This is a genomic window from Azospirillum sp. TSH20, assembly GCF_003115935.1.
Lineage (GTDB): Bacteria > Pseudomonadota > Alphaproteobacteria > Azospirillales > Azospirillaceae > Azospirillum.
The window spans coordinates 62,763-85,153 of record NZ_LGQU01000022.1 but is presented as its reverse complement, the minus strand read 5'-3'; the positions used below and the strand labels follow the sequence as shown (position 1 = coordinate 85,153).

At 64.4% G+C, this 22,391-nt stretch carries 18 protein-coding genes and 2 tRNA genes; 17 read left to right on the top strand and 3 right to left on the bottom strand.

The window, feature by feature from the left end:
* Positions 1-94: 94 nt before the first annotated feature.
* From TSH20_RS05775 to TSH20_RS05740, 8 genes are all read left to right on the top strand, one after another.
* On the top strand, positions 95-1,648 hold the full coding sequence (locus tag TSH20_RS05775) for a malonyl-CoA decarboxylase (protein WP_109073831.1): 1,554 nt from the start codon (positions 95-97) through the stop codon (positions 1,646-1,648).
* 137 nt (positions 1,649-1,785) lie between these two features.
* Positions 1,786-1,870, top strand: a tRNA-Leu gene (locus TSH20_RS05770).
* A 91-nt stretch (positions 1,871-1,961) separates the two neighbouring features.
* On the top strand, positions 1,962-3,293 hold the full coding sequence (tig, locus tag TSH20_RS05765) for a trigger factor (RefSeq protein ID WP_109073830.1): 1,332 nt from the start codon (positions 1,962-1,964) through the stop codon (positions 3,291-3,293).
* A gap of 112 nt (positions 3,294-3,405) precedes the next feature.
* Positions 3,406-4,032: an ATP-dependent Clp endopeptidase proteolytic subunit ClpP gene (gene clpP / locus TSH20_RS05760; RefSeq protein WP_109073829.1), complete on the top strand. Its 627-nt coding sequence runs from the start codon at positions 3,406-3,408 to the stop codon at positions 4,030-4,032.
* 269 nt (positions 4,033-4,301) lie between these two features.
* Positions 4,302-5,564 carry an ATP-dependent Clp protease ATP-binding subunit ClpX gene (gene clpX, locus TSH20_RS05755; RefSeq protein WP_012974526.1) on the top strand — a complete coding sequence of 421 codons (1,263 nt, stop codon included), beginning with the start codon at positions 4,302-4,304 and terminating at the stop codon, positions 5,562-5,564.
* Between the two features lie 456 nt (positions 5,565-6,020).
* Entirely contained in the window at positions 6,021-8,432 is a 2,412-nt protein-coding gene (lon, locus tag TSH20_RS05750; RefSeq protein WP_109073828.1) for an endopeptidase La, read from the top strand.
* Positions 8,433-8,631: 199 nt separating this feature from the next.
* Complete coding sequence (locus TSH20_RS05745; protein ID WP_012974523.1) at positions 8,632-8,904, top strand: HU family DNA-binding protein; 273 nt, start codon at positions 8,632-8,634, stop codon at positions 8,902-8,904.
* Positions 8,905-9,011: 107 nt separating this feature from the next.
* A tRNA-Val gene (locus TSH20_RS05740) sits at positions 9,012-9,086 on the top strand.
* A gap of 94 nt (positions 9,087-9,180) precedes the next feature.
* On the opposite strand, the gene TSH20_RS05735 is transcribed toward TSH20_RS05740, so the two are convergent.
* Together TSH20_RS05735 and TSH20_RS05730 are read right to left on the bottom strand one after the other, a co-directional pair.
* Entirely contained in the window at positions 9,181-10,368 is a 1,188-nt protein-coding gene (locus TSH20_RS05735) for a hypothetical protein (protein WP_109073827.1), read from the bottom strand.
* 133 nt (positions 10,369-10,501) lie between these two features.
* On the bottom strand, positions 10,502-12,766 hold the full coding sequence (locus TSH20_RS05730; protein ID WP_109073826.1) for a DNA topoisomerase: 2,265 nt from the start codon (positions 12,764-12,766) through the stop codon (positions 10,502-10,504).
* A 75-nt stretch (positions 12,767-12,841) separates the two neighbouring features.
* Between TSH20_RS05730 and TSH20_RS05725 the strand changes: the two genes are divergently transcribed.
* The 4 genes from TSH20_RS05725 (at position 12,842) to TSH20_RS05710 (ending at position 17,190) form a co-directional block, all read left to right on the top strand.
* The gene (locus TSH20_RS05725) at positions 12,842-13,594 is read left to right on the top strand and encodes a trypsin-like serine protease (protein ID WP_247871522.1); all 753 of its coding nucleotides are present in this window, start codon (positions 12,842-12,844) and stop codon (positions 13,592-13,594) included.
* A gap of 97 nt (positions 13,595-13,691) precedes the next feature.
* The gene (locus TSH20_RS05720; protein WP_014248117.1) at positions 13,692-14,039 is read left to right on the top strand and encodes a RidA family protein; all 348 of its coding nucleotides are present in this window, start codon (positions 13,692-13,694) and stop codon (positions 14,037-14,039) included.
* Positions 14,040-14,267: 228 nt separating this feature from the next.
* Positions 14,268-16,409, top strand: coding sequence for an elongation factor G (gene fusA, locus TSH20_RS05715; protein WP_109073825.1), 2,142 nt, complete (start codon positions 14,268-14,270; stop codon positions 16,407-16,409).
* Positions 16,410-16,713: 304 nt separating this feature from the next.
* On the top strand, positions 16,714-17,190 hold the full coding sequence (locus tag TSH20_RS05710; protein ID WP_247871523.1) for a tetratricopeptide repeat protein: 477 nt from the start codon (positions 16,714-16,716) through the stop codon (positions 17,188-17,190).
* 12 nt (positions 17,191-17,202) lie between these two features.
* Here the strand turns inward: TSH20_RS05710 and TSH20_RS05705 are convergent.
* A protein-coding gene (locus tag TSH20_RS05705) for an IS5 family transposase (protein ID WP_109074067.1) occupies positions 17,203-17,960 on the bottom strand; the annotation gives its coding sequence in 2 pieces (ribosomal slippage) (positions 17,203-17,627 and positions 17,627-17,960; 759 coding nt in all).
* 133 nt (positions 17,961-18,093) lie between these two features.
* On the opposite strand from TSH20_RS05705, the gene TSH20_RS05700 reads away from it, so the two are divergent.
* The 5 genes from TSH20_RS05700 (at position 18,094) to TSH20_RS05680 (ending at position 22,378) form a co-directional block, all read left to right on the top strand.
* On the top strand, positions 18,094-18,627 hold the full coding sequence (locus TSH20_RS05700) for an AAA family ATPase (RefSeq protein ID WP_109073823.1): 534 nt from the start codon (positions 18,094-18,096) through the stop codon (positions 18,625-18,627).
* Between the two features lie 191 nt (positions 18,628-18,818).
* Positions 18,819-20,261: a hypothetical protein gene (locus TSH20_RS05695; protein WP_146205422.1), complete on the top strand. Its 1,443-nt coding sequence runs from the start codon at positions 18,819-18,821 to the stop codon at positions 20,259-20,261.
* Between the two features lie 182 nt (positions 20,262-20,443).
* Positions 20,444-20,812, top strand: a complete 369-nt coding sequence (gene rpsM / locus TSH20_RS05690) for a 30S ribosomal protein S13 (RefSeq protein WP_012974491.1) — start codon at positions 20,444-20,446, stop codon at positions 20,810-20,812.
* A gap of 15 nt (positions 20,813-20,827) precedes the next feature.
* Entirely contained in the window at positions 20,828-21,226 is a 399-nt protein-coding gene (gene rpsK, locus TSH20_RS05685; RefSeq protein WP_012974490.1) for a 30S ribosomal protein S11, read from the top strand.
* A 135-nt stretch (positions 21,227-21,361) separates the two neighbouring features.
* Positions 21,362-22,378: a DNA-directed RNA polymerase subunit alpha gene (locus tag TSH20_RS05680; RefSeq protein WP_085089782.1), complete on the top strand. Its 1,017-nt coding sequence runs from the start codon at positions 21,362-21,364 to the stop codon at positions 22,376-22,378.
* The last annotated feature ends 13 nt before the right edge of the window (positions 22,379-22,391 follow it).

The window sequence follows — 22,391 nt, the reverse complement described above, 5'->3', positions numbered from 1 at the left end:
GGACCGGCCCATAAGTCGACGTCCGCGGTACCCCTGACGACGGCGTTCGCGCGCCCTCTTGCGGCGGCGCTCCGGTCGGGCCAGACTCCGGGGCATGAGCGACGCACCCGACACCACCACTCTGGAGCCTGTGCCGCCATCTCCGGCCGCGCAGCCCAATTTCTTCGACCGCGCGCTGGACAACCTGCGCACCCGCTGGCGCGAGATCGCGGCATCGGCCCGCGGCGCCGTCGGCGCGCCGCCGCGCACCCATCTGCCGAAGGAGGACGCCGAGCGCCTCAAGGAGCAGATCGAGGCCTGCCTGGAATCGCGGGGCGGCGAGGTCTCGGCCCGCGCCCGCGCTGCCCAGCTCGGTCGCACCTATCTGGCGCTGGATCCCCAGGGTCGGCGCAACTTCCTACTAATGCTCGCGCGCGACTTCGACGTCGACCGCGATGCGGTGATGGACGCGATGGCGACCTTCCAGGCCGCCACCGACCCGGTGGCGCGCGGCCATGCAGAACGGGCGCTGCGCCGGGCGCTGGAACCGCCGCGCCTGCGGCTGCTCACCCAGTTCAACGCGCTGCCGGAAGGCGTCAAGTTCCTGGTCGACCTGCGCGCAGAGCTGATGGAGATGGCGCGCGGCGAACCGCTGCTGCAGGCGCTGGAAGACGATCTGAAGAACCTGCTGCGGGCGTGGTTCGACGTCGGTTTCCTGGAGATGCACCGCATCACCTGGGACAGCCCGGCTTCGCTTCTGGAAAAGCTGATCAAGTACGAGGCGGTGCACGAGATCAGCGGCTGGCAGGACCTGAAGGACCGGCTCGATTCGGATCGCCGCTGCTTCGCCTTCTTCCACCCGCGCATGCCGCACGAGCCGCTGATCTTCGTCGAGGTCGCGCTGGTCCAAGGCATGTCGGACAATGTGCAGGCTCTGCTCGACCCCACCGCCCCGGTCTGCGACCCCAAGAGCGCCGACAGCGCCATCTTCTATTCGATCTCCAACGCGCAGGTCGGGCTGGCCGGCATCAGCTTCGGCAATTTCCTGATCAAGCGGGTGGTCGATGGGCTGGCGACCGAGTTCCCCAACATCAAGTGCTACGCCACCCTGTCGCCGATCCCCGGATTCCGCCGCTGGTTCGACCGGTCGCTGGACCGCGACGGCGATGCCCTGCTGACCAACACGGAGGCCGAGCGGATCGCCGAACGACTGGCCGAATTGGAGCAGGCCGACGACGGCGAGGCGACCACCGAAGGCGGCGTCGGCACCGACGAATCGCCGCTGCTCGCCCGCGCTCTTTCCCGTCCCGGCTGGGCGGAGGATGAAGAGCTGCAGAAGCACCTGCGCGGCCCGCTGATGCGGATGTGCGTCCATTACCTGTCCAGCGTGCAGGAGGCGAAGGGCAATGGCCGCCCCCGCGCGCTCGACCCGGTGGCGCATTTCCACCTGACCAACGGCGCCCGGATGGAGCGGCTGAACTGGCTGGCGGACCGCTCGGCCAAGGGGCTGAAGCAGTCGTTGGGAATGATGATCAACTATCGCTACCGGCTGGGCGAGATCGACGCCAATCACGAGGCCTACACCGGCGAGGGACGCATCATCACCTCGTCCGCGGTGCGGTCCCTGGACAAGGCGGGGAGCAAGGCGGCGGGGAAGGCCGGCGGCTGACGCGAACAGAGCGGGCCTCACTCTCTTGCGTGGGGCCATTTTGCCTGTTTGCTTCCGGCGCGCTGTGCTATAGACCGGACTTCGCCGGCGGTCCGGCGGGTGTTTCGGCACCCGTCGCGGCTGCCTTTGCCATGAACGCGGGCGTGGCGGAATTGGTAGACGCGCTGGATTTAGGTTCCAGTGACTTCGGTCGTATGGGTTCAAGTCCCTTCGCCCGCACCATGGCAACACCTTGGACCGCATGGACAACACGGATTCGGGCCGCCCGGACGGGCGCCGCCGGGCCGGAACAACGAGATAGGCTTTCGTTCCGATGAACATCACCGAGACCAGCACCGACGGCCTCAAGCGCGAATTTCAGGTCGTCATTTCCGCCAAGGACATCGAAGAGAAGGTGAACGGCAAGCTGGAAGAGCTGCGCCGCACGGTCCAGCTGCCGGGCTTCCGTCCGGGCAAGGTGCCGGTCACCGTGATCAAGCAGCGCTATTTCGGCGGCGTGCTGTCCGAGGTGCTGGAGGACGCCATCTCCGACAGCTCGCGCCAGGCGCTGAGCGAGCGCGGCCTGCGCGTCGCCCTGCAGCCGAAGATCGAAGTCGAGAAGTACGAGGACGGCGGCGACCTGACCTACAAGATGGCGGTCGAGCTGCTGCCGGACGTCGAGCCGGGCGACTTCTCGGGCATCGAGCTGGAGAAGCCGGTTGCCGAGGTCACCGACGAGTCGGTGGAGGAGGCGCTCACCCGTCTGGCCTCGGCCCACTCGACCCAGGCCCCGGTCACCGAGGACCGCGCCGCCGAGACCGGCGACATCGCCGTGATCGACTTCGCGGGCAGCGTCGACGGCGAGGCCCTGCCGGGCATGGACGGCAAGGACTACCCGCTGGAGCTGGGTGCCGGCCGCTTCGTGCCGGGCTTCGAGGAGCAGCTGGTCGGCGCCAAGGTCGGCGAGCACCGCACCGTCAACGTCACCTTCCCGGAAGACTACCCGCATGAGCGCCTGAAGGGCGCCGCGACGGTCTTCGAGGTCGACGTGAAGGAGCTGCGCAAGAACGTCCCGGCCGAGGTCAATGACGAACTCGCCAAGGAGTTCGGCATGGAGAGCCTGGAGAAGATGCGCGAAGCGATCCGCGACCGCATCAAGGGCGAGTATGACGGCCTGTCGCGCCTGCGCGTGAAGCGTCAGCTGCTCGACAAGCTGGCCGAGGCTCATTCCTTCGAGGTGCCGGCCGGCATGGTCGACATCGAGTTCGAGGGCATCTGGGCCCGCCTGCAGGAAGAGCTGAAGAACGGCACCGCCGGCGAGGACGCCAACAAGTCCGAGGACGAGCTGAAGGCCGAGTACCGCTCGATCGCCGAGCGCCGCGTCCGCCTGGGTCTGCTGCTGTCGGAAGTCGGCCGCCGCAACAACATCCAGGTCACCCAGGACGAGGTCAACCGCGCCCTGATCAATGAAGCCCGCCGCTTCCCCGGTCAGGAGCGTCAGGTTTTCGAGTTCTTCAAGCAGAACCAGCAGGCGCTCGAGAACCTCCGCGCCCCGATCTTCGAGGACAAGGTCGTCGATCACATCCTGGATCAGGCCAAGGTGACCGAGAAGACCGTCAGCGTCGAAGAGTTGAGCAAGGACGAGGACGAGTCTGAAGCGGCCTAACTCCCCGAAAGGAGTGGGGGCGGACTACCATCCGCCCCCAAAGGTTCCTATATGTGGTTCCGTGCCGGCAACGATCACCGGTTCAGCCAACTGCGGGGGCAGGGAAGAACACATGTACGACTTCGAGCCGAAGATGAATGCTCTGGTCCCGATGGTCATCGAACAGACCAACCGGGGCGAGCGCGCGTACGACATCTATTCGCGCCTGCTGAAGGAGCGGATCATCTTCCTGATCGGCGGAGTGAACGACGCCGTCGCCAGCCTGATCTGCTCGCAGCTGCTGTTCCTTGAGTCGGAGAACCCGAACAAGGACATCGCGCTCTACATCAATTCGCCGGGCGGCTACGTCTCGGCCGGCCTCGCCATCTACGACACCATGCAGTACATCCGTCCGCAGGTGTCGACGGTGTGCATGGGGCAGGCGGCCTCGATGGGCTCGTTGCTGCTGGCCGCCGGTGCGCCGGGCAAGCGTTTCTCGCTGCCCAACAGCCGCATCATGATCCATCAGCCGTCGGGCGGCGCACAGGGCCAGGCCTCGGACATCGAAATCCAGGCCCAGGAAATCCTGAAGCTGCGTTCGCGCCTGAACGACATCTATGCCAAGCACACCGGGCAGGATCTCGACACCATCGAGTCCGCCATGGAGCGCGACAAGTTCATGTCGCCGGAAGAGGCGAAGACCTTCGGTCTGATCGACGAGGTGGTGGAGAAGCGCCCGGGCGTCGATCACCATTCGTAACCCACGCTTCTAGGGCCCTCCCAACAAAGGGTTGATCGGGTCGTGACGCTGATGTTGAATGGCAGTGACACGATCCGGTCATAGGGGCCGGTCATAGGGGAAGCCCCTTGTGGCATGTCCGGTATGCGGATTGTAATGCGTCGCTAAACCGGCGCGTGACCTTGTCGCGGACGTCGTCCGCGATAACCTGAGTAGGACCGGCGTCGGGGGGCGCCGCGAACGGGCATGGTCCTAGGGGTCCACGCCTCCCGCGAGATGACGGAGTACCGATGAGCAAGTCCAGCAGCGGCGATTCGAAGAATACGCTCTACTGCTCCTTCTGCGGCAAGAGCCAGCACGAGGTCCGCAAGCTGATTGCCGGTCCGACGGTGTTCATCTGCGATGAATGCGTCGAACTGTGCATGGACATCATTCGCGAGGAGAACAAGACGACCCTCGTGAAGTCCCGCGACGGGGTCCCGACTCCGCGCGACATTCATGCGGTGCTCGACGATTACGTCATCGGACAGTCTTACGCCAAGCGCGTGCTGTCGGTGGCGGTCCACAATCATTACAAGCGCCTCGCCCACGGGACGAAGCACAACGACGTCGAACTGGCGAAGTCGAACATCCTGCTGATCGGCCCGACCGGCTGCGGCAAGACGCTGCTGGCCCAGACGCTGGCCCGCATCATCGACGTTCCCTTCACCATGGCCGACGCCACGACGCTGACCGAAGCCGGTTATGTCGGCGAGGATGTCGAGAACATCATCCTCAAGCTGCTGCAGGCCGCCGACTACAATGTCGAGCGGGCGCAGCGCGGCATCGTCTACATCGACGAGGTCGACAAGATCAGCCGCAAGTCCGACAACCCGTCGATCACCCGCGACGTGTCGGGCGAGGGCGTGCAGCAGGCCCTGCTGAAGATCATGGAGGGCACCGTCGCCTCCGTGCCGCCGCAGGGCGGGCGCAAGCATCCCCAGCAGGAATTCCTGCAGGTCGACACCAGCAACATCCTGTTCATCTGCGGCGGCGCCTTCGCTGGCCTGGACAAGATCATCGCCCAGCGCGGCAAGGGCACCAGCATCGGCTTCGGCGCCGATGTCCGTTCCGCCGACGAGCGCGCCACCGGCGAGATCCTGCACGAGGTCGAGCCCGAGGATCTGCTGAAGTTCGGCCTGATCCCCGAGTTCATCGGCCGTCTGCCGGTGCTCGCCACCCTGTCCGACCTGGACGAGGCGGCGCTGGTCGAGATCCTGAGCAAGCCGAAGAACGCCCTGGTCAAGCAGTACCAGCGTCTGTTCGAGATGGAGGACGTCCATCTGGAGTTCTCCGAGGACGCCATGCGCGCCATCGCCCACAAGGCCATCGCCCGCAAGACCGGCGCCCGCGGTCTGCGGTCGATCATGGAAGCCATCCTGCTCGACCCGATGTTCGACCTTCCGGGCCTCACCGGCATCGAGAGCATCCTGGTCAACAAGGAAGTGGTCGAAGGGCGCGCCAAGCCGCTCTACGTCCATGCCGAACGGCGCAGCGAAGCGCCGGGCGCGTGATCGGACGACAGGCCGTCGCACTCTTTGTGACGGGACGACGAGAGGGGCGCTTCGGCGCCCCTTTTTCTTTTTCGGCCCATTTCAAATGCGGTCGGCGCATGGCACCCGGACTGGTCATTCCGAATCGTCGCTCCTCCAGTGTCTTTGGAGCGGATCGTCTGCGGCTGACAGGGTGAATGACGCCGCAAAGCTTCCGTTTGGGTGGTCGAAGTGGCGTAAAACCGGCCCGAACCGTCTGTTATGTCGTCCGAAAGGGGAGCAAAGGCGGTCTTGGCCAGCCAAACGGCCGTTTCACCTTGCGGAAACGGCGGGAAGACGGTCGCAGCCCCTTGAAGGGCGCATGGCCGTGTGCCACGTTAGTCCGGTGCCGTAGGCGATCCCCGCGCTCAACCCGAGGCGGGGGCTGTGTCAGGCCCATTCCGGGCTGGCGGCGATCCATTCATTGAGGCCCTGCCCATGATCGAACTCTCCCGTGGTGCCCTCTACCCGGTCCTGCCGCTGCGCGACATCGTGGTCTTCCCCCACATGATCGTGCCGCTGTTCGTCGGGCGCGAGAAGTCCGTGCGCGCGCTGGAAGACGTGATGAAGGATGACAAGCAGATCCTGCTCGTCACCCAGAAGAACGCCGCGCAGGACGATCCGACTCCGGCCGACATCTACAGCGTCGGCACCGTCGGCACCGTGTTGCAGCTGCTCAAGCTGCCGGACGGGACCGTCAAGGTGCTGGTGGAAGGTGGCCAGCGCGCCGCCATCACCAAGTTCGCCGACAATGAGGAGTTCTTCCAGGCCCAGGCCGAACTGGTCGAGGAAAAGACCGGCGAGAACCAGGAGCTCGAAGCCCTGAGCCGCGCCGTCGTCTCCCAGTTCGAGCAGTACATCAAGCTGAACAAGAAGATCCCGCCGGAGGTGCTGGTCTCGATCAACCAGATCGAGGAAGCCGGCAAGCTGGCCGATACCGTCGCCTCGCATCTGGCGCTGAAGATTCCGGAAAAGCAGCAGCTGCTGGAATGCGCCACCGTGTCTGAGCGCCTGGAGCGGGTCTATGCCTTCATGGAAGGCGAGATCGGCGTGCTGCAGGTGGAAAAGCGCATCCGCAACCGCGTCAAACGGCAGATGGAGAAGACCCAGCGCGAGTACTATCTGAACGAGCAGCTGAAGGCGATCCAGAAGGAACTCGGCGAGACCGAGGACGGCCGCGACGAATCGGCGGAGCTGGAAGAGAAGATCAACAAGACCCGCTTCTCCAAGGAAGCCCGCGAAAAGGCTCTGGCCGAGCTGAAGAAGCTGCGGTCGATGAGCCCGATGTCCGCGGAAGCCACTGTGGTCCGCAACTACCTGGATTGGATGCTGTCCATTCCGTGGAAGAAGCGCACCAAGGTGAAGCGCGACCTGAAGCTGGCCCAAAAGGTGCTGGACGACGATCATTATGGTCTGGAGAAGGTCAAGGAACGCATCCTTGAGTATCTCGCCGTCCAGAACCGCATGAACAAGGTCAAGGGGCCGATCCTCTGCCTCGTCGGCCCGCCCGGCGTCGGCAAGACCTCGCTCGGCAAGTCGATCGGCAAGGCGACCGGCCGCAACTTCGTCCGCATGTCGCTCGGCGGCGTCCGTGACGAGGCCGAGGTGCGCGGTCACCGCCGCACCTACATCGGCTCGATGCCCGGCAAGGTCATCCAGGGCATGAAGAAGGCCAAGTCCTCCAACCCGCTCTTCCTGCTGGACGAGATCGACAAGCTCGGCGCCGACTGGCGCGGAGACCCGTCGTCCGCCCTGCTGGAGGTTCTGGATCCGGAGCAGAACGGTACCTTCAACGATCATTACCTGGAGGTCGACTACGACCTGTCCGACGTGATGTTCGTCTGCACCGCCAACACGATGCGCATGCCGCAGCCGCTGTTGGACCGCATGGAGATCATCCGCGTCGCCGGTTACACCGAGGACGAGAAGGTCGAAATCTCCAAGCGTCATCTGATCGAGAAGCAGGTGGAGGCGAACGGCCTGAAGAAGGGCGAGTTCGCCATCTCCGACGACGCGTTGCGCGACCTGATCCGCTACTACACGCGGGAAGCCGGCGTCCGTTCCCTGGAGCGCGAGATCGCCAACCTCTGCCGCAAGGCGGTGAAGGAGATCCTGCTGAAGGGCGGCAACGCCAAGGTTTCGGTTACCCGCCGCAACCTGGACAAGTATGCCGGCGTCCGCCGCTTCCATTACGGCGAGGCGGAGCTGGAGGATCTGGTGGGCGTCACCACCGGTCTGGCCTGGACCGAGGTTGGCGGCGAACTGCTGTCGATCGAGGCCGTCGGTCTGCCCGGCAAGGGCCGCGTCACCACCACCGGCAAGTTGGGCGACGTGATGAAGGAATCGGTCCAGGCGGCCGAGAGCTACGTCAAGTCGCGCGCCGTCGCCTTCGGCATCAAGCCGACGCTGTTCGAGAAGAAGGACATCCACGTCCACGTTCCCGAAGGCGCCACGCCGAAGGATGGCCCGTCAGCCGGTGTCGCCATGGCCACCTCCATCGTCTCGGTGCTGACCGGCATTCCGGTCCGCAAGGATGTGGCGATGACCGGTGAGATCACGCTGCGTGGCCGGGTCCTGCCCATCGGTGGACTGAAGGAGAAGCTGCTGGCCGCTCTGCGTGGCGGCATCAAGCATGTGCTGATCCCGAAGGACAACGAGAAGGACCTGGCGGACATCCCGGACAACGTGAAGCGCGGGCTGGAGATCATGCCCGTCGGCACGGTGGACGAGGTGCTGCGCAACGCGCTGGTCCGTCCGCTGGAGCCCATCGAGTGGACCGAGCCGGAGGTCGATCCGGCCGCGGCGAAGGCCCAGGAGAAGGGTGCCGACGGCGAGGTCCTGCGTCACTGATCCGGGGCCAGAACGGCCATGATCCGATCATAGCCGTCGCGGGGCAGTCGGCTTTTGGGACAATAGGAGCTTTGTCGCCCGTCGGGAATTGACGGGCGGCAAACGCTGTGCTTATCCTTTGCTTCCAAAAAGTCGTGGACGAAAAGTCCTGGGGCGGCTTTTGTCTTTCAGTATTTGCTGAATTTCGAAGGGGGATTGCGTGAACAAGAACGATCTCGTGGCGCATGTTGCCGAAGCGTCCGGTCTGTCCAAGACCGACGCCACGAAGGCCGTCGACGCCGTGTTCGACAGCATCGCCGAATCCTTGAAGAACGGCGATGAAGTCCGTCTTGTCGGCTTCGGCACCTTCGCGGTGGCTGAGCGCCCCGCGACCGAGGGCCGCAACCCGCGTACCGGCGAGAAAATCGACATCCCGGCATCCAAGCAGCCGAAGTTCAAGGCGGGCAAGACCCTCAAGGACGCTCTGAACTGAGCGTGAGGTTCAGCAAGCTTGAAGTTTCCGGCCCGCTCAGGGCATAGTGCGGCCGGCCGGGCAACCACCCGGCCGGCTTGCATTTCAGTGCATGATTTTTCAGGTACGGGCGATTAGCTCAGCGGTAGAGCGTCTCGTTTACACCGAGAATGTCGGGGGTTCGATCCCCTCATCGCCCACCATCATCCCCATTGCTGTCCATGCAGTCAGGCCCCGTTCCGGGGCTTTTTTCATGTCCGCATGGTGTGGGGCGCCGGACGGGCGCCCCTTTGCCGGTTACTGCTCGCCGCAGGGATTGGGCTGGTCCTTCATGCCGACATACCCCTGCTTGGCGTCATACAGGAATTGGTATTGGCGCAGAAAATGGCGGCCGGTGTTGATGAACGGCGCCTTCTTGGGAGCGGGTGGGGGCGGTTCGGTGCTGGAGGGGATCACCTGTGCCGGCTCGTTCGGAGCGCCGGCCCCGACGATGAAGGTGTCGGTGGCGATCGGATCGCCGGCATTCGGAATCTGGACAGCCACCGACGTGTTGGGCGCCAGTACCCACACCATCTTTGTCGGCTCGCTCAGATCGGCCTGCTCCACCTTGTCGAATTGGATCGCAGGCGGCAGCGTCATGTAGCTCTGCGGGATCCCGGTATCCACCAGGATGTTGGCCGTCGTGCAGACCGGACCGTCGGCATTGCGGTTCACCTCCGGATTCACCGTGATGCAGCCCTGCGGCATCATCCAGTCGCCGGGATATTGCGGGTAGGGGGCCAACTGGGCGAAGCGGAAGCCGGATGTGTTGGCGGCGGTCAGGCCGACCTCGATGCCCTGGCGGCCGATGATGTAACCCTTGTTCAGCGTGCCATCGGCGATGGGCTGGCCGTTCACACTGCGCAGGTTCAGCAGGACATTCTTGTCGGGCGTGCCTTGCGGCTGGAAATCGGCCTCCTGGCCGAAACCGACGCCCATATACAGCACCGGCTTCTCCGGCGCGGGCAGGTTGGAACAAATTTTCTGGTCGGTCTGGTAACTGTCGCAGCGGCCTGATTGCTCCACGCCCAGGATCAAAACATCGGAGGTCGCGACCGGCTTGTTGCCGCGGTCATAGAGCGTGACCGTCATCGGCACCCAGGTGCCGACCCACAGAACCTTGCTGCTCGACAGGAACTGCGTGCCCGGCTTGGCGCCCGGCGCCGTTTTCAGCGTCTCATAATTGGGGATGTTGGTGGCGGACATGGCGACGCCGACCGATCCGGTGTCCATCGTCACCGTGTGGATGGTGCTGTCGCCGGCAATGCTGAAATTCAGCTTCGGCGGATCGGTGAAGGACACCGATTGGAAATTCGCGAACGGGATACATTGCGTCACGCTGGTGCCGCCGTAGTTCGGTTGGCTCTGGGCCAGCGCAGGGGCTATCGCCACCAGGGTCAGCGCGGCTGCGATGACGGTCCGCGAGGTTGGGCTGGAAAATCTCATGGGAAGCGCTCAGCATTGATTGAGACCGCCATGAGAGTTACCGACCAAGCAGGTCTCGTCCAGCAATCAATATAGCCGAAATCGCGCAAATCTGCGCTGGTACGCAACCGGTAGCCCGGTGGTTGGGCTGTGGTCAGCGCGCGTGCTGATCCAGAAAACTGCGGCATTGATCGAAATCGCGCAGGCACGGGTCGGGCAGGGCGATGCCCTTGCGTTCCGCCAAGCTGCGGGCGAAGGCAACCATACGCTCAGTCGGCTCACGACGGCGCCGCGACTCCGGAATGGGCGAAGCCTCTGCCGGCGCGCTCTCAGCCGCTGCGGCGGCAGGCGGGGCGCTGCTGGCTCCCTTGGTCTTGCGGGTGCGTCGCGGCTTTGGCGCCGCCGCGTCCCCCTCGGCGGGAGCCGCAATCTTGCGGGTCCGCCGTCGCGCAGGTTTCGCCACATCGCCCGACACAGCGGCGCCGCCCCGCGTCGTCGTGCTTCGTCCCGCGGCGCCGCGCCGGGCGAATCGGACCTTGACGGCGGGCAAGCCGAGATCCAGCGTGGCACCGCGTTGTCCGATCAATGCGCCGATCAGCCGGTCGGCCTCGCTGGCGATGGCGTCGATCACATGGCGGAAATCGGCGCGGCCGGTCACCACCTCGTCGAGCTTCATCTCCCACAGCGCGGTGGTGCCGGGATCGACCAGGGTGGGGGCGGCGGCGCGCAGTGTTTCGAACAGATGGAGGCCGGCGGGGGTCGGCACCAACCATTTGCCGTCCGCCCCCAACAGGTTCTGCTTGCGCAGACCCTTTATCACCTCGGCGCGGGTGGCCGGGGTGCCGATTCCCTTGGCCTCCTTCAGCCGGTCGCGCAGAGCCGGATCCTCGACGAACCGCCAAGCGTTCTGCATGGCGTCGACCAGCGTGCCTTCGTTGTAGCGTGGCGGCGCCTGTGTGCGCTTCGCCTCCACCTTGGGATCGCTCAGGGTCGCCAATTCGCCGTCGGTCAGCGGCGGCAGGGTCTGCTCGGCCTCTTCTTCCGCCTTGCCGCCGGAGCGGTCGTCGCTCTCGGCGGAGCCGAAGGCGGCCTTCCAGCCCAGCTTCAGCGGGATGCGGCCGACGGCGCGGAAGGTGACCGGTTTGCCACCTCCAGCCGATGGCACCGGAACCGGCATGGTCACGCTGGTCTGGCGATACTCGTAATCCGGCATCACCGCGGCCAGATAGGAGCGGCATATCAGCGCGAACAGCCGCTTCTCGTCGTCGGTCAACCGGACCAGCCGCGATTCCAGATCGTCCAGCACATTGACGTTGGGGATCACCGCATGGTGCGACACGCCTTCCAACGCCTTGTCGCAAAAATGGCCGGACTTGCCCTTGCGGATCACCGGCCGGGCGATGTCGAGATGGGCGAAGCCGCGCAGCCTGGTCAGCGCCCCGACGATGGCCGGCGCGTCGGCGATCTGGTTCTCCGACAGGTAGCGCGCCTCCGCGCGCGGATAGGTGATGAGCTTCTTGCCCTCACCGTCATACAGTTCCTGCGCCACCGCCAGCGTACGGTCGGCGGTCCAGCCCCAGCGCTGGCCGCAGGTCTTCTGCAGCGAGGGCAGGTCGTACAGCTTGGGTGGCGCCTGCCGCTTCTCCTCCACCGTGACGGTCAGCGGGCCGCGGTGGTTGTCGGCGGCGCGGGCGATGGCCTCGGCGGCGGCGCGGTCCTTGATGCGGTCCTTCGGCGCCGGGGCGTGGCGCATCAGGAAGCTGCCCTCCGCCACGGTGGCAGTCGCCACGACCTCGAAATAATCCTCGGGCTTGAAGTTGCGGATCTCAAGCTCGCGCAGGCACACGATGGCCAGTGTCGGCGTCTTGACCCGGCCGATGCCGATGACGCCGCGGGTGCCGGGTGCCAGCAGGGTCTTGGTCGCGGTGCGGGTCAGCGACAGGTTGTAGATCTGGTCGGCCTGCTGGCGCGCCACTGCCGCCTCGTAGAGCGGTCGCATGGAGTCGTTGGACTTCAGCGCGGCGAAGGCATCGCGCAGGGTCTTCGGGTCCTGCGCTGTGAAAAGCGCGCGCCGCACCTTGCCGCGATAACCGACATGCTCCAGGATCTCCTGGCCGATCAGCTGGCCTTCGCGGTCGCAGTCGGTGGCGAGGATCACCTCGTCGCAGGCGCGCAGCGCGGCGGTGATCGCCTGCAGCTTCGCGGCCTTGTTGCCGCCCTGGTCGGGCCGGGTGGGAAAGAGCCCATCGGGTTTCAGCAGCGTCGGCGACCAGCGCTTCCAGGCGGGGTCGACCTCATCCGGCTCGGCAAGCCGCAGCAAATGGCCCTCGGCCGGCAGGATGCGGCCGTAGCGGTCGCCCAGGGCCGCGCGCAGGTCCTTCGCCTGGCTGGATTTTTCGGTGATGATCAGCGTCGCCATGAGTCGGAGGATACGGGATTGAGGGAAACGGAGCAAGAACATGCGTGGGCTCGGCGCAGCCCTGGTCTTGGCCTTATGGTCGCAGCCGCGCTTGCTCTCGTGGTGTCGGTCGTCGCCTCCGGCGCCCATGCGGAACGGCCGCTGCTTCCCGGTGTCGGGCCCGGGGACCGGCGGGCGCCGGTGGATGCGACCGCGGAGCCTTGGAACAGTATCGTCCGGGTGCAGACCAATCTGGCTGGCCGCTGCACCGGGGCGTTGGTCGGCCGGCACACGGTGGTGACCGCCGGCCATTGCCTGTTCAACCCGCGCACGCGGCGCTTCCTGCAGGCGTCCTCCCTGCATGTCCTGTTCGGTTATGACCGGGGGGAGTTCACCCGCCATGTCACGGTGGCGCGCGTCGCGACCGACCCGGCCTATGATCCCGCATCAGCGACTCCCAAGGTCGCCGCCGACTGGGCGGTGCTGACCCTGTCTCAGCACGCGCCGGAGTCGGTTCCTCCGCTGCCCCTCAGCGCCGGACAGCTGCCGCCGGGAACGCCGGTGATGCTCGGCGGATACAGCCAGGACCGGGCGCAGATCCTGATGGCCGACAGCGATTGTCATCTTCTGGGGGAAAGCGCCGGCCTGCTGGTGCACGATTGCGACGCCACGCGCGGAACCAGCGGCGGGCCGCTGCTGGTGCGGACACCCAGGGCGAACGGGGAGGGTTGGTCGGTCGCCGGAGTCGGCGTTGCCGCCGGGGTCGGCCCGGCCGTGCGCAATTTTGCAGTCCCGTCCGCGCGTTTCGCCGCACTTTTGGCGAAGGATGGCGCTGCGGGTCAGCCCTGAGCGGCTGAAACGCATTTTTCGCTTCGCGCGCGGCCCCGAATGGCATAGACGTACCCCCGTCTTTTTCGAGCCCCCCGGAACCCGGAGTCTTTCCGCAATGTCGATCCAGCGCTTCCACACCGGACCGCGCATGAGCCAGATGGTCGTCCACAAGGACACGGTCTATCTCGCCGGTCAGGTCGCCGACGAGCCGACGCCCGACGTCGAGCGTCAGACTGCCCAGATCCTGGCCCAGATCGACGCCTTGCTGGCGGAAGCGGGCAGCGACAAGAGCAAGCTGCTGTCGGCCACGATCTATCTGGTGGACATCGCCAGCTTCGGCGCGATGAACAAGGCTTGGGAAGCCTGGGTCGATCCGGCCAATCCGCCGGCCCGTGCCACGGTGGAAGCCAAGCTGGCCGCTCCTGAGTATCTCGTTGAAATTCAGGTCACCGCTGCTAAATAAGGCGGCGGAAACGGGGCGACCCGGCAGCCTCGGTTGGGGTGTGCCGGCGTGGCCCGAACGCTGTGAGGGCCGCGCGCTTCAATATTCCGACAAATTGCTTGTCGGTTTACGGAATGTTAATGACGCCTTAACAGATCGCCCGTAAAACCCCGACCAACCTCTGCCGCCGAAGCGGACGACCCTGACGGTCGCGCTTCGGTTGTCGCGTTACTGCAATGGAACCGCAACATGCCGCGCCAAACGCCACTGTCTGACATTCGGAACATCGGCATCATCGCCCACGTCGACGCGGGCAAGACGACGACCACCGAACGTATTCTGTACTACACCGGTCGCAAGCACACGATCATCGACGTCCACGAGACGAAGGATCTGAAGACGTCGACCACGACCGACTATATGGAGCAGGAGCAGAAGCGCGGCATCACCATTCAGTCCGCCGCGGTTTCGGCCTTCTGGCGCGACAAGAAGATCAACGTCATCGACACCCCCGGCCACGTCGACTTCACCATCGAGGTGAACCGTTCGCTGCGTGTCCTCGACGGTGCGGTCGTGGTGTTCGACGGCGTCGCCGGCGTGGAGCCGCAGTCGGAGACCAACTGGCGTCTGGCGGACAACTACAACGTTCCGCGCATCTGCTACGTCAACAAGATGGATCGCTCGGGCGCCAACTTCCAGCGCTGCGTCAGCATGATCCGTCAGCGCCTGAACGCCCGTCCGGTCTGCATCCAGGTTCCGCTCGGCTCGGAAGACAACTTCCGCGGCATGGTCGACCTCGTCGAGATGAAGGCCTATGTCTGGTTCTCGGACGACAAGGACGCCAAGTGGGAGACCTGGGAGATCACCGACGATCTCGCGGCCAAGCTCAACCTGACCGTCAAGGAAGACCTGGACAACGTCGCCAGCATTCCGGCTCTGCGCGCCGAACTCGTCGACACTGCCCTGGAGCAGGACGACGCGGCGATGGAAGCCTACCTGGAGTCGGGTGAGGAGCCGTCGGCCGACGTGCTGCGCGCCTGCCTGCGCAAGGGCACCATCACCAGCGCCTTCACCCCGGTCCTCTGCGGCTCGTCTTACAAGAACAAGGGCGTCTGCCAGGTTCTGGACGCGGTCGTCGATCTGCTGCCGGCCCCGACCGACGTCGAGGCGATCAAGACGGTGGACGAGGACGGCAACCCGAACGGCGAGCGTCTCAGCTCCGACGAAGCGCCCTTCTCGGCGCTGGCCTTCAAGGTGCTGAACGACACCTACGGCTCGATGACCTTCATCCGCGTCTATTCGGGCGTGCTGACGAAGGGCATGTCGATCCTGAACTCGACCCGCGGCAAGCGCGAGAAGATCGGCCGCATGGTCGAGATGTTCGCGAAGGAAGCCAACCCGATCGAGGAAGCCCGCGCCGGCGACATCATCGCGCTCGTCTCCCTGCAGGAGACCGAGACCGGTGATACGCTGTGCGACGCCGCCCACCCGGTCATCCTGGAGCGTATGCGCTTCCCCGACCCCGTCATCAGCGTCTCGGTCGAGCCGAAGACCAAGGGCGAGCAGGAGAAGTTCTCGATCGCTCTCGGCAAGATGGTCCGCGCCGATCCGTCGCTCCGCCTGGAGACCGACCGTGAAACCGGCCAGACCATCCTGCGCGGCATGGGCGAGCTGCACCTGGAAGTGACGCTGGACCGCATGCGCACGGAGTTCGGCGTGGAAGGCAACATGGGCAAGCCCCAGGTCGCCTACCGCGAGACGATCACCAAGCCTGTCGAATACACCTATACCCACAAGAAGCAGACCGGTGGTTCGGGCCAGTTCGCCGAAGTGAAGATCATCTTCGAGCCGCAGGAGCGTGGCGCCGGCTTCAGCTTCAAGGACGAGACGGTTGGCGGTTCGGTTCCGCGCGAATACGTTCCGTCGGTCGGCAAGGGTCTGGAGATGCAGAAGGAAGACGGCGTCCTCGCCGGCTACCCGACTGTGGACTTCAGCGCCCGCCTGGTGGACGGCAAGTACCACGACGTCGACTCGAACGCCCTGACGTTCGAAATCGCCGCCAAGGCTTGCTTCCGTGAGGCCCTGCCGAAGGCCGGCCCGATCCTGCTGGAGCCGGTGATGAAGGTCGAGATCGTCACGCCGGAGGATTACCTGGGCGACGTCATCGGCGACGTGAACCGTCGTCGCGGCACCGTCCTGGGCCAGCTGGAGCGTGGTTCGAACATCGCCGTCGAGGCCAATGTCCCGCTGAACGAAATGTTCGGCTACATCGGCCAGCTGCGCGGCATGACCTCGGGCCGTGCGTCCTACACGATGGAGTTCAGCCACTACGAGCCGGTGCCGCGCAACGTCACCGACGAAATCGTGGCCGGCCGCAACAAGGCCGCCTGATCGTCTTCCGGACGATTGGGACACATCCGGTAAAGCAGACGGCCGGCGGAGCAATCCGCCGGCCGTTCGCCGTTTCCGACCATTCTTCGGCCTGTACCAATGGTATAGGGGGGCATAGGCCTGCGGCTCTAAAGCCCAAGGGCAGCGCCTCTGACCAATTCTTTAGCGTTTTGCAACCAAAAAATAGTTGGCAGCTCGCCGAATCCGTGCCCAAATTTGGAGCATGATGATTCGACGCTTCTTTTCCTTGACAGTGCTTTTGCTGCTGACCCTCGGGGTGCCGGCTGGCGCGGGGCAGGGAAACATGCGTCTCGACAGTCTTTTCCAGGCCTTGCACAGCGCCACCGACGCCGCCTATGCCGAATCGGTGGAGGAGCATATCTGGGACTTCTGGCTGGAACATCCCGACCCGGTGATGGTGCGCGACATGCGCGCCGGGGTGCTCAGCCTGAACGGCGACGACTACGAGTCGGCGCTGCACGCCTTCGACGCGGTGATCGCCCGCGACCCGTCCTATGCCGAAGGATGGAACAAGCGCGCCGCCGCCCATTACATGCTGGGCGACTATCGCGCCGCCATGCTGGACCTCCGCCATGCCCTGTCACTCGAACCCCGTCATTTTGGGGCGCTGGTCGAGTTGGGCCTCGTCTATCTGGCGCTGGGCGACGAAAAGCCGGCGCTGCGGGCGTTCGATGCGGCGCTGAAGATCAACCCGCATCTCAGCCGCGTCCGAATCCAGGCCGACGCGATCCGTCATCGGATTGCGGGCACCGACCTCTAGGCTCAGGACTCGTTAATTGAGGTAGAAGGCGACGGCCGCTGCGATGCAGATAGCTGAGAAGAAGGTGTGGGCGCAGCGGTCATAGCGAGTTGCGATCCGGCGCCAGTCCTTGAGTTTCGCGAACATGTTCTCGACCTTGTGGCGCTGGCGATAGAGGCCCTTATCGTAGTTGAGAGGAACTTTGCGGCTCCTGGTGGGTGGAATGCACGGCTCGATGTTTCTCTCGGCAAGCGCCATACGGAACCAGTTGCTGTCGTAGCCGCGATCCGCGATCAGCATCGCGCCGGCCGGCAAGATATCCAGCAGGAGCCGCGCACCTGTGTGGTCGCTCATCTGGCCCTCGGACAGGAGCAGGATAATGGGTCGGCCTGCCTCGTCACAGACGGCGTGGAGTTTGGAGTTCAGCCCACCTTTCGTGCGCCCGATACGACGGGGAGCATCCCCCTTTTAAGCAGGCTCGCCGCAGTTCGGTGTGCCTTCAGGTGGGTAGTATCGATCATGATCCGCTCGGGCTTGGGGCCTTCACCCGCCAGAGCGGCAAAGATCCGGTCGAACACGCCCAACCGGCTCCAGCGCAGGAACCGGTTGTAGAGCGTCTTGTGCGGCCCGTATGCCTTCGGGGCATCCTTCCACTGCAGGCCGTTGCGGATGACGTAGACGATCCCACTGACCACTCGGCAGTCGTCCACGCGCGGGACGCCACGCGACTTTGGGAAATAGGGCTCAATGCGCTTGAGCTGTGTCTCGGTGAGCCAGAATTGATCAGACATCGACATATCCTCCTGTCGCACTTGAATCACGATGACATGTCAGGTGGAATCGGTTTCGCGACGCCCGCTGCGCGGACAAAGCCGCTGCATGCTGCTATGGCAACCGGCAAAATGACCAGACCACGAGCGCAAGATGTTCAGACCTGAAGAAATCCTTATCCTGACCGGAACACCTGGTTCAGGCAAAACGACCGCCGCGAACAGCATCGCGCAACTGCCCGGCAGCCCGAAGGTCCATCTGCATTCGGACGACTTCTGGCATTTCATCAAAGCAGGTTCGATTCCACCGTGGCGTCCCGAGGCCCACGGCCAGAATGCAACAGTGATCGACGTGCTGACCGGGGCTGCTGCCCGCTATGCGAAGGGCGGCTACTTCGTTCTGGTGGATGGCATCATTGGGCCCTGGTTTCTGGACGCCTTCCGAAATATCGAAGCGGTCCTGCACTATATCGTCCTTCGTCCGGATCTGGAGGAGGCCATCAGACGATGCCGCGAACGAGGCGGTGACACCCTTTCAGATCCGGTTCCGATTTCTGCGCTGCATCAGCAGTTCGGGAATTTGGGCGCATTGGAGGGCCATTCGCTGTCGGTGGCAGGTTTGAGCGTTGACGAGACCTGCGACGCAATCGGTAAGGCGGTGGAAAGCGGGCATTTCAGGTTGCGGTAGAGCTGAGAACGTTTGAGAGAGAATGTCCGATCAGGGCTCGAAACCGCTATCTGACACTTTCACTCGATTTATGGGTCCTGACCCTAGGCGGACGGGCTTGCGTCGCGGATTGTCACGCGCAAATTTTCACTGAAAATCACTCAATGGGAGTATATCCTTCGGCGGTGCGACCGTAACGTGGTTGCATTGTCGTGGCTGCACGTCAGGAAAGCGGCGTGTCGGTGTCGCATGCCGGGGGCGTGATGTTCGACGAAGTGATCCGTGTGGTCGGTGAATTGCGGGTGCTGAGCGCACTCGGCCTGCTCGGCCTGTCCTTCATCCTTCCGCTGACGATCTTCATCGGCCGCAGCAACATCAAGAATGTGCGGCAGAAGATCATCGCGGACCTGGAATCGGTCTTCCGCATCGAAGGGCAGGATCACGACCAGCTGATCCCCTCCTTCGAATTCGCGGCCTATAAGTACCGGGCGCTGCCGCAGGGACCGGACAACACGCAGCCGTCGGAATGGCGCGCCTATTTCTTTCCGGTCCTGGTCTTCATCATGGTGTCCTTCAGCGGCTTTCTAACCTCCAGCGGCATGCTGCTGGGCAAGGATCGGTTGGACCATTTCCAGCCGCTGTTCAGCGGAATGACGCTGTACGGAGTTGACGGGGTCACGCCCATGGATCTGGTGCATTACCAGCTTCAGACCGTGGCGGTGCTGTCCTTCGCCTTCTTCGGCGCTTATGTGTGGTCGATCGACTACCTGATCCGCCGCATTTCCAACTACGATCTGTCGCCGATCTCTTTCCTGCGGGTGACCGGCCACATCATCCTGGCCTGCATCACCGCGGTCGCGCTGCATCACGCCTATATGGACATTGCGAAGATTGCGCCGGAGGGGGCGGTCGGTGACGGCGTGCCGGAATTGCTGGTGGCGTTCCTGACCGGCTTCTTCCCCAAACTCGGTCTGCAAACGCTGCTGAGCCGGGTGCCGCAATTGCAGGTCCGGCGGATCGATCCCCGGGCCCAGAGCTTCATCCGCGAATATCCGATCGACATGATTCTCGGCATCGATTCGGCCATCAAATTCCGACTTGCCGAGTTCGAGATCGAGGACGTGCAGAATCTGGCCACGGCAAACCCGATCCTGCTGTTCGTTGAAACGCCCTACGGCATCTACGAGACGATGGATTGGGTGGCGCAGGCGCAGTTGATCCTGGCGCTCGACCTCGACCAGATCGAGGCGCTCCGGGTCATCAATGTCCGTACCATCTTCGACATCGAACGCTTCATGAGCCGGCCGGAGTCGCGGCCACGGCTGATGCAGGCGCTGAATTGCCCGAAGACCGACGGCAAGGGCGCGGTGCTGCTGGCCGACCGCGGCATCACGCTGGAGAATCTCGAGTCGGTTGTGCAGGCGATCGGCGAGGATCTGCATGTCCAGCGGCTGCGCCAGATCTGGCGCAACATCGAATTGAAGCTTAGCCTCGACCTGCCGCAGGTCTTGCGTGACCGTGCGCTGCTGAAAGCCGGTAGGATGCCGCTGCGGCCGGTTGCGGTCGAGGACATGGCGGATGACAACTCCAGTTCCGGCCTTGCACAGGCAGCCACTGGCGCGACACCGATCCGGCAGCCGGTTCCGGCCGAATAGCGGTCGGCAATTCACCTTGACAAGTTCTGGAGTTTTCCTATAGTCGCACCCTCTCGCCGCCCCGCAAGGGTGGCGGGTAACATTGTGCGTTCCTGGTCCCGGCGTTGTGCCGGGCGGGATTTGCTCGGTGTGTAGGCGGCCCGACGGGCTGCCGTTGAGATATCGAGACTGAGGAGAGCAGCGTGGCGCGTATCGCTGGCGTCAACATCCCCGCGCAGAAGCGCGTGGAGATCGGGTTGACCTACATCCATGGCATCGGCCCCTTCAAGGCCAAGGAAATCTGCGCGAAGCTGGAAATCCCGGCCGAGCGTCGCGTGAACGAGCTGACGGACGACGAAGTCCTGAAGATCCGCGAGACCATCGACGCCGACTACCGCGTCGAGGGCGATCTTCGTCGTGAAGTCGCCATGAACATCAAGCGTCTGATGGACCTGGGCTGCTACCGCGGCCTGCGTCACCGCAAGGGCCTGCCGGTCCGCGGCCAGCGCACCCACACGAACGCCCGCACCCGCAAGGGTCCGGCCAAGCCGATCGCCGGCAAGAAGAAGTAAGAGGACGAACGCAAAATGGCCAAGCCCTCCGCTGCTTCTCAGCGCCTGCGTCGCCGCGAGCGCAAGAACATCACCGCCGGCGTCGCTCACGTGAACGCCTCGTTCAACAACACGATGATCACCATCACCGACGCGCAGGGCAACACCATTGCCTGGTCGTCGTCGGGCACCATGGGCTTCAAGGGTTCGCGCAAGTCGACGCCCTACGCCGCCCAGGTCGCTGCCGAGGACGCCGGCCGCAAGGCCCAGGAACACGGCATGAAGACCCTGGAAGTCGAAGTGAAGGGTCCGGGTTCGGGGCGTGAGTCCGCCCTGCGCGCCCTGCAGTCGATCGGCTTCCAGATCACGTCGATCCGCGACGTCACGCCGATCCCGCACAACGGCGTTCGCCCGCCGAAGAAGCGTCGCGTCTGATTCAGCATTGTTTCCGCACCCGCGGGGACCAGCCATTCCGGGACAGGGGGCCGCAGCCATCGCGGTCCCCTCAGCATGGGAATGGTTCGGGCCCCGCGGGTTCGTGTTCACCCGATGGCATCTTGAGGTCGATCCGTGCTTCAGAAGAACTGGCAGGAACTGATTAAGCCGAGCAAGCTGGACATCCAGCCCGGTGACGACGCCGACCGTTTCGCGACGGTGGTCGCCGAACCGCTGGAACGCGGCTTCGGTCTGACCCTGGGCAACGCCCTGCGCCGCATCCTGCTCTCCTCGCTGCAGGGTGCCGCCGTCACCTCGATCCACATCGACGGCGTGCTGCACGAGTTCTCGTCCATCCCCGGCGTCCGCGAGGACGTGACCGACATCGTCCTGAACATCAAGACGATGGGTCTGCGCATGGGCGGCGACGGCCCGAAGCGCATGCGCCTGCGCGCCGAAGGCCCGGGCGAGGTCAAGGCCGGCATGATCGAGACCGGTCCCGACATCCAGGTCATGGATCCGGAACTGGTCATCTGCACGCTGGACAACGGCGCGCGGCTGAACATGGAACTGACGGTCGAGACCGGCAAGGGCTACGTCCCGGCCAGCCAGAACCGTCCGGAAGACGCGCCCATCGGCCTGATTCCGATCGACGCCCTGTTCTCCCCGGTCCGCAAGGTGTCCTACAAGGTCGACAATGCCCGCGTCGGGCAGGTCACCGACTATGACCGCCTGTCGATGACGGTGGAGACCAACGGTTCGGTCAAGCCGGACGACGCGGTGGCACTCGCCGCCCGCATCCTGCAGGACCAGCTGCAGCTGTTCATCAACTTCGAGGAGCCGACTCACGCCGTCTCCGAGGAGAAGCACGAGGAGGTTCCGTTCAACAAGAACCTGCTCCGCAAGGTGGACGAGCTGGAACTGTCGGTCCGTTCGGCCAACTGCCTCAAGAACGACAACATCGTCTACATCGGCGATCTGGTGCAGAAGACGGAAGCGGAAATGCTCCGCACCCCGAACTTCGGCCGCAAGTCGCTGAACGAGATCAAGGAAGTGCTGTCCCAGATGGGCCTGCACCTCGGTATGGAAATCCCGAACTGGCCGCCGGAGAACATCGAAGAGCTGGCCAAGCGTCTGGAAGAGCCGTACTAAACATCTCGCTTGT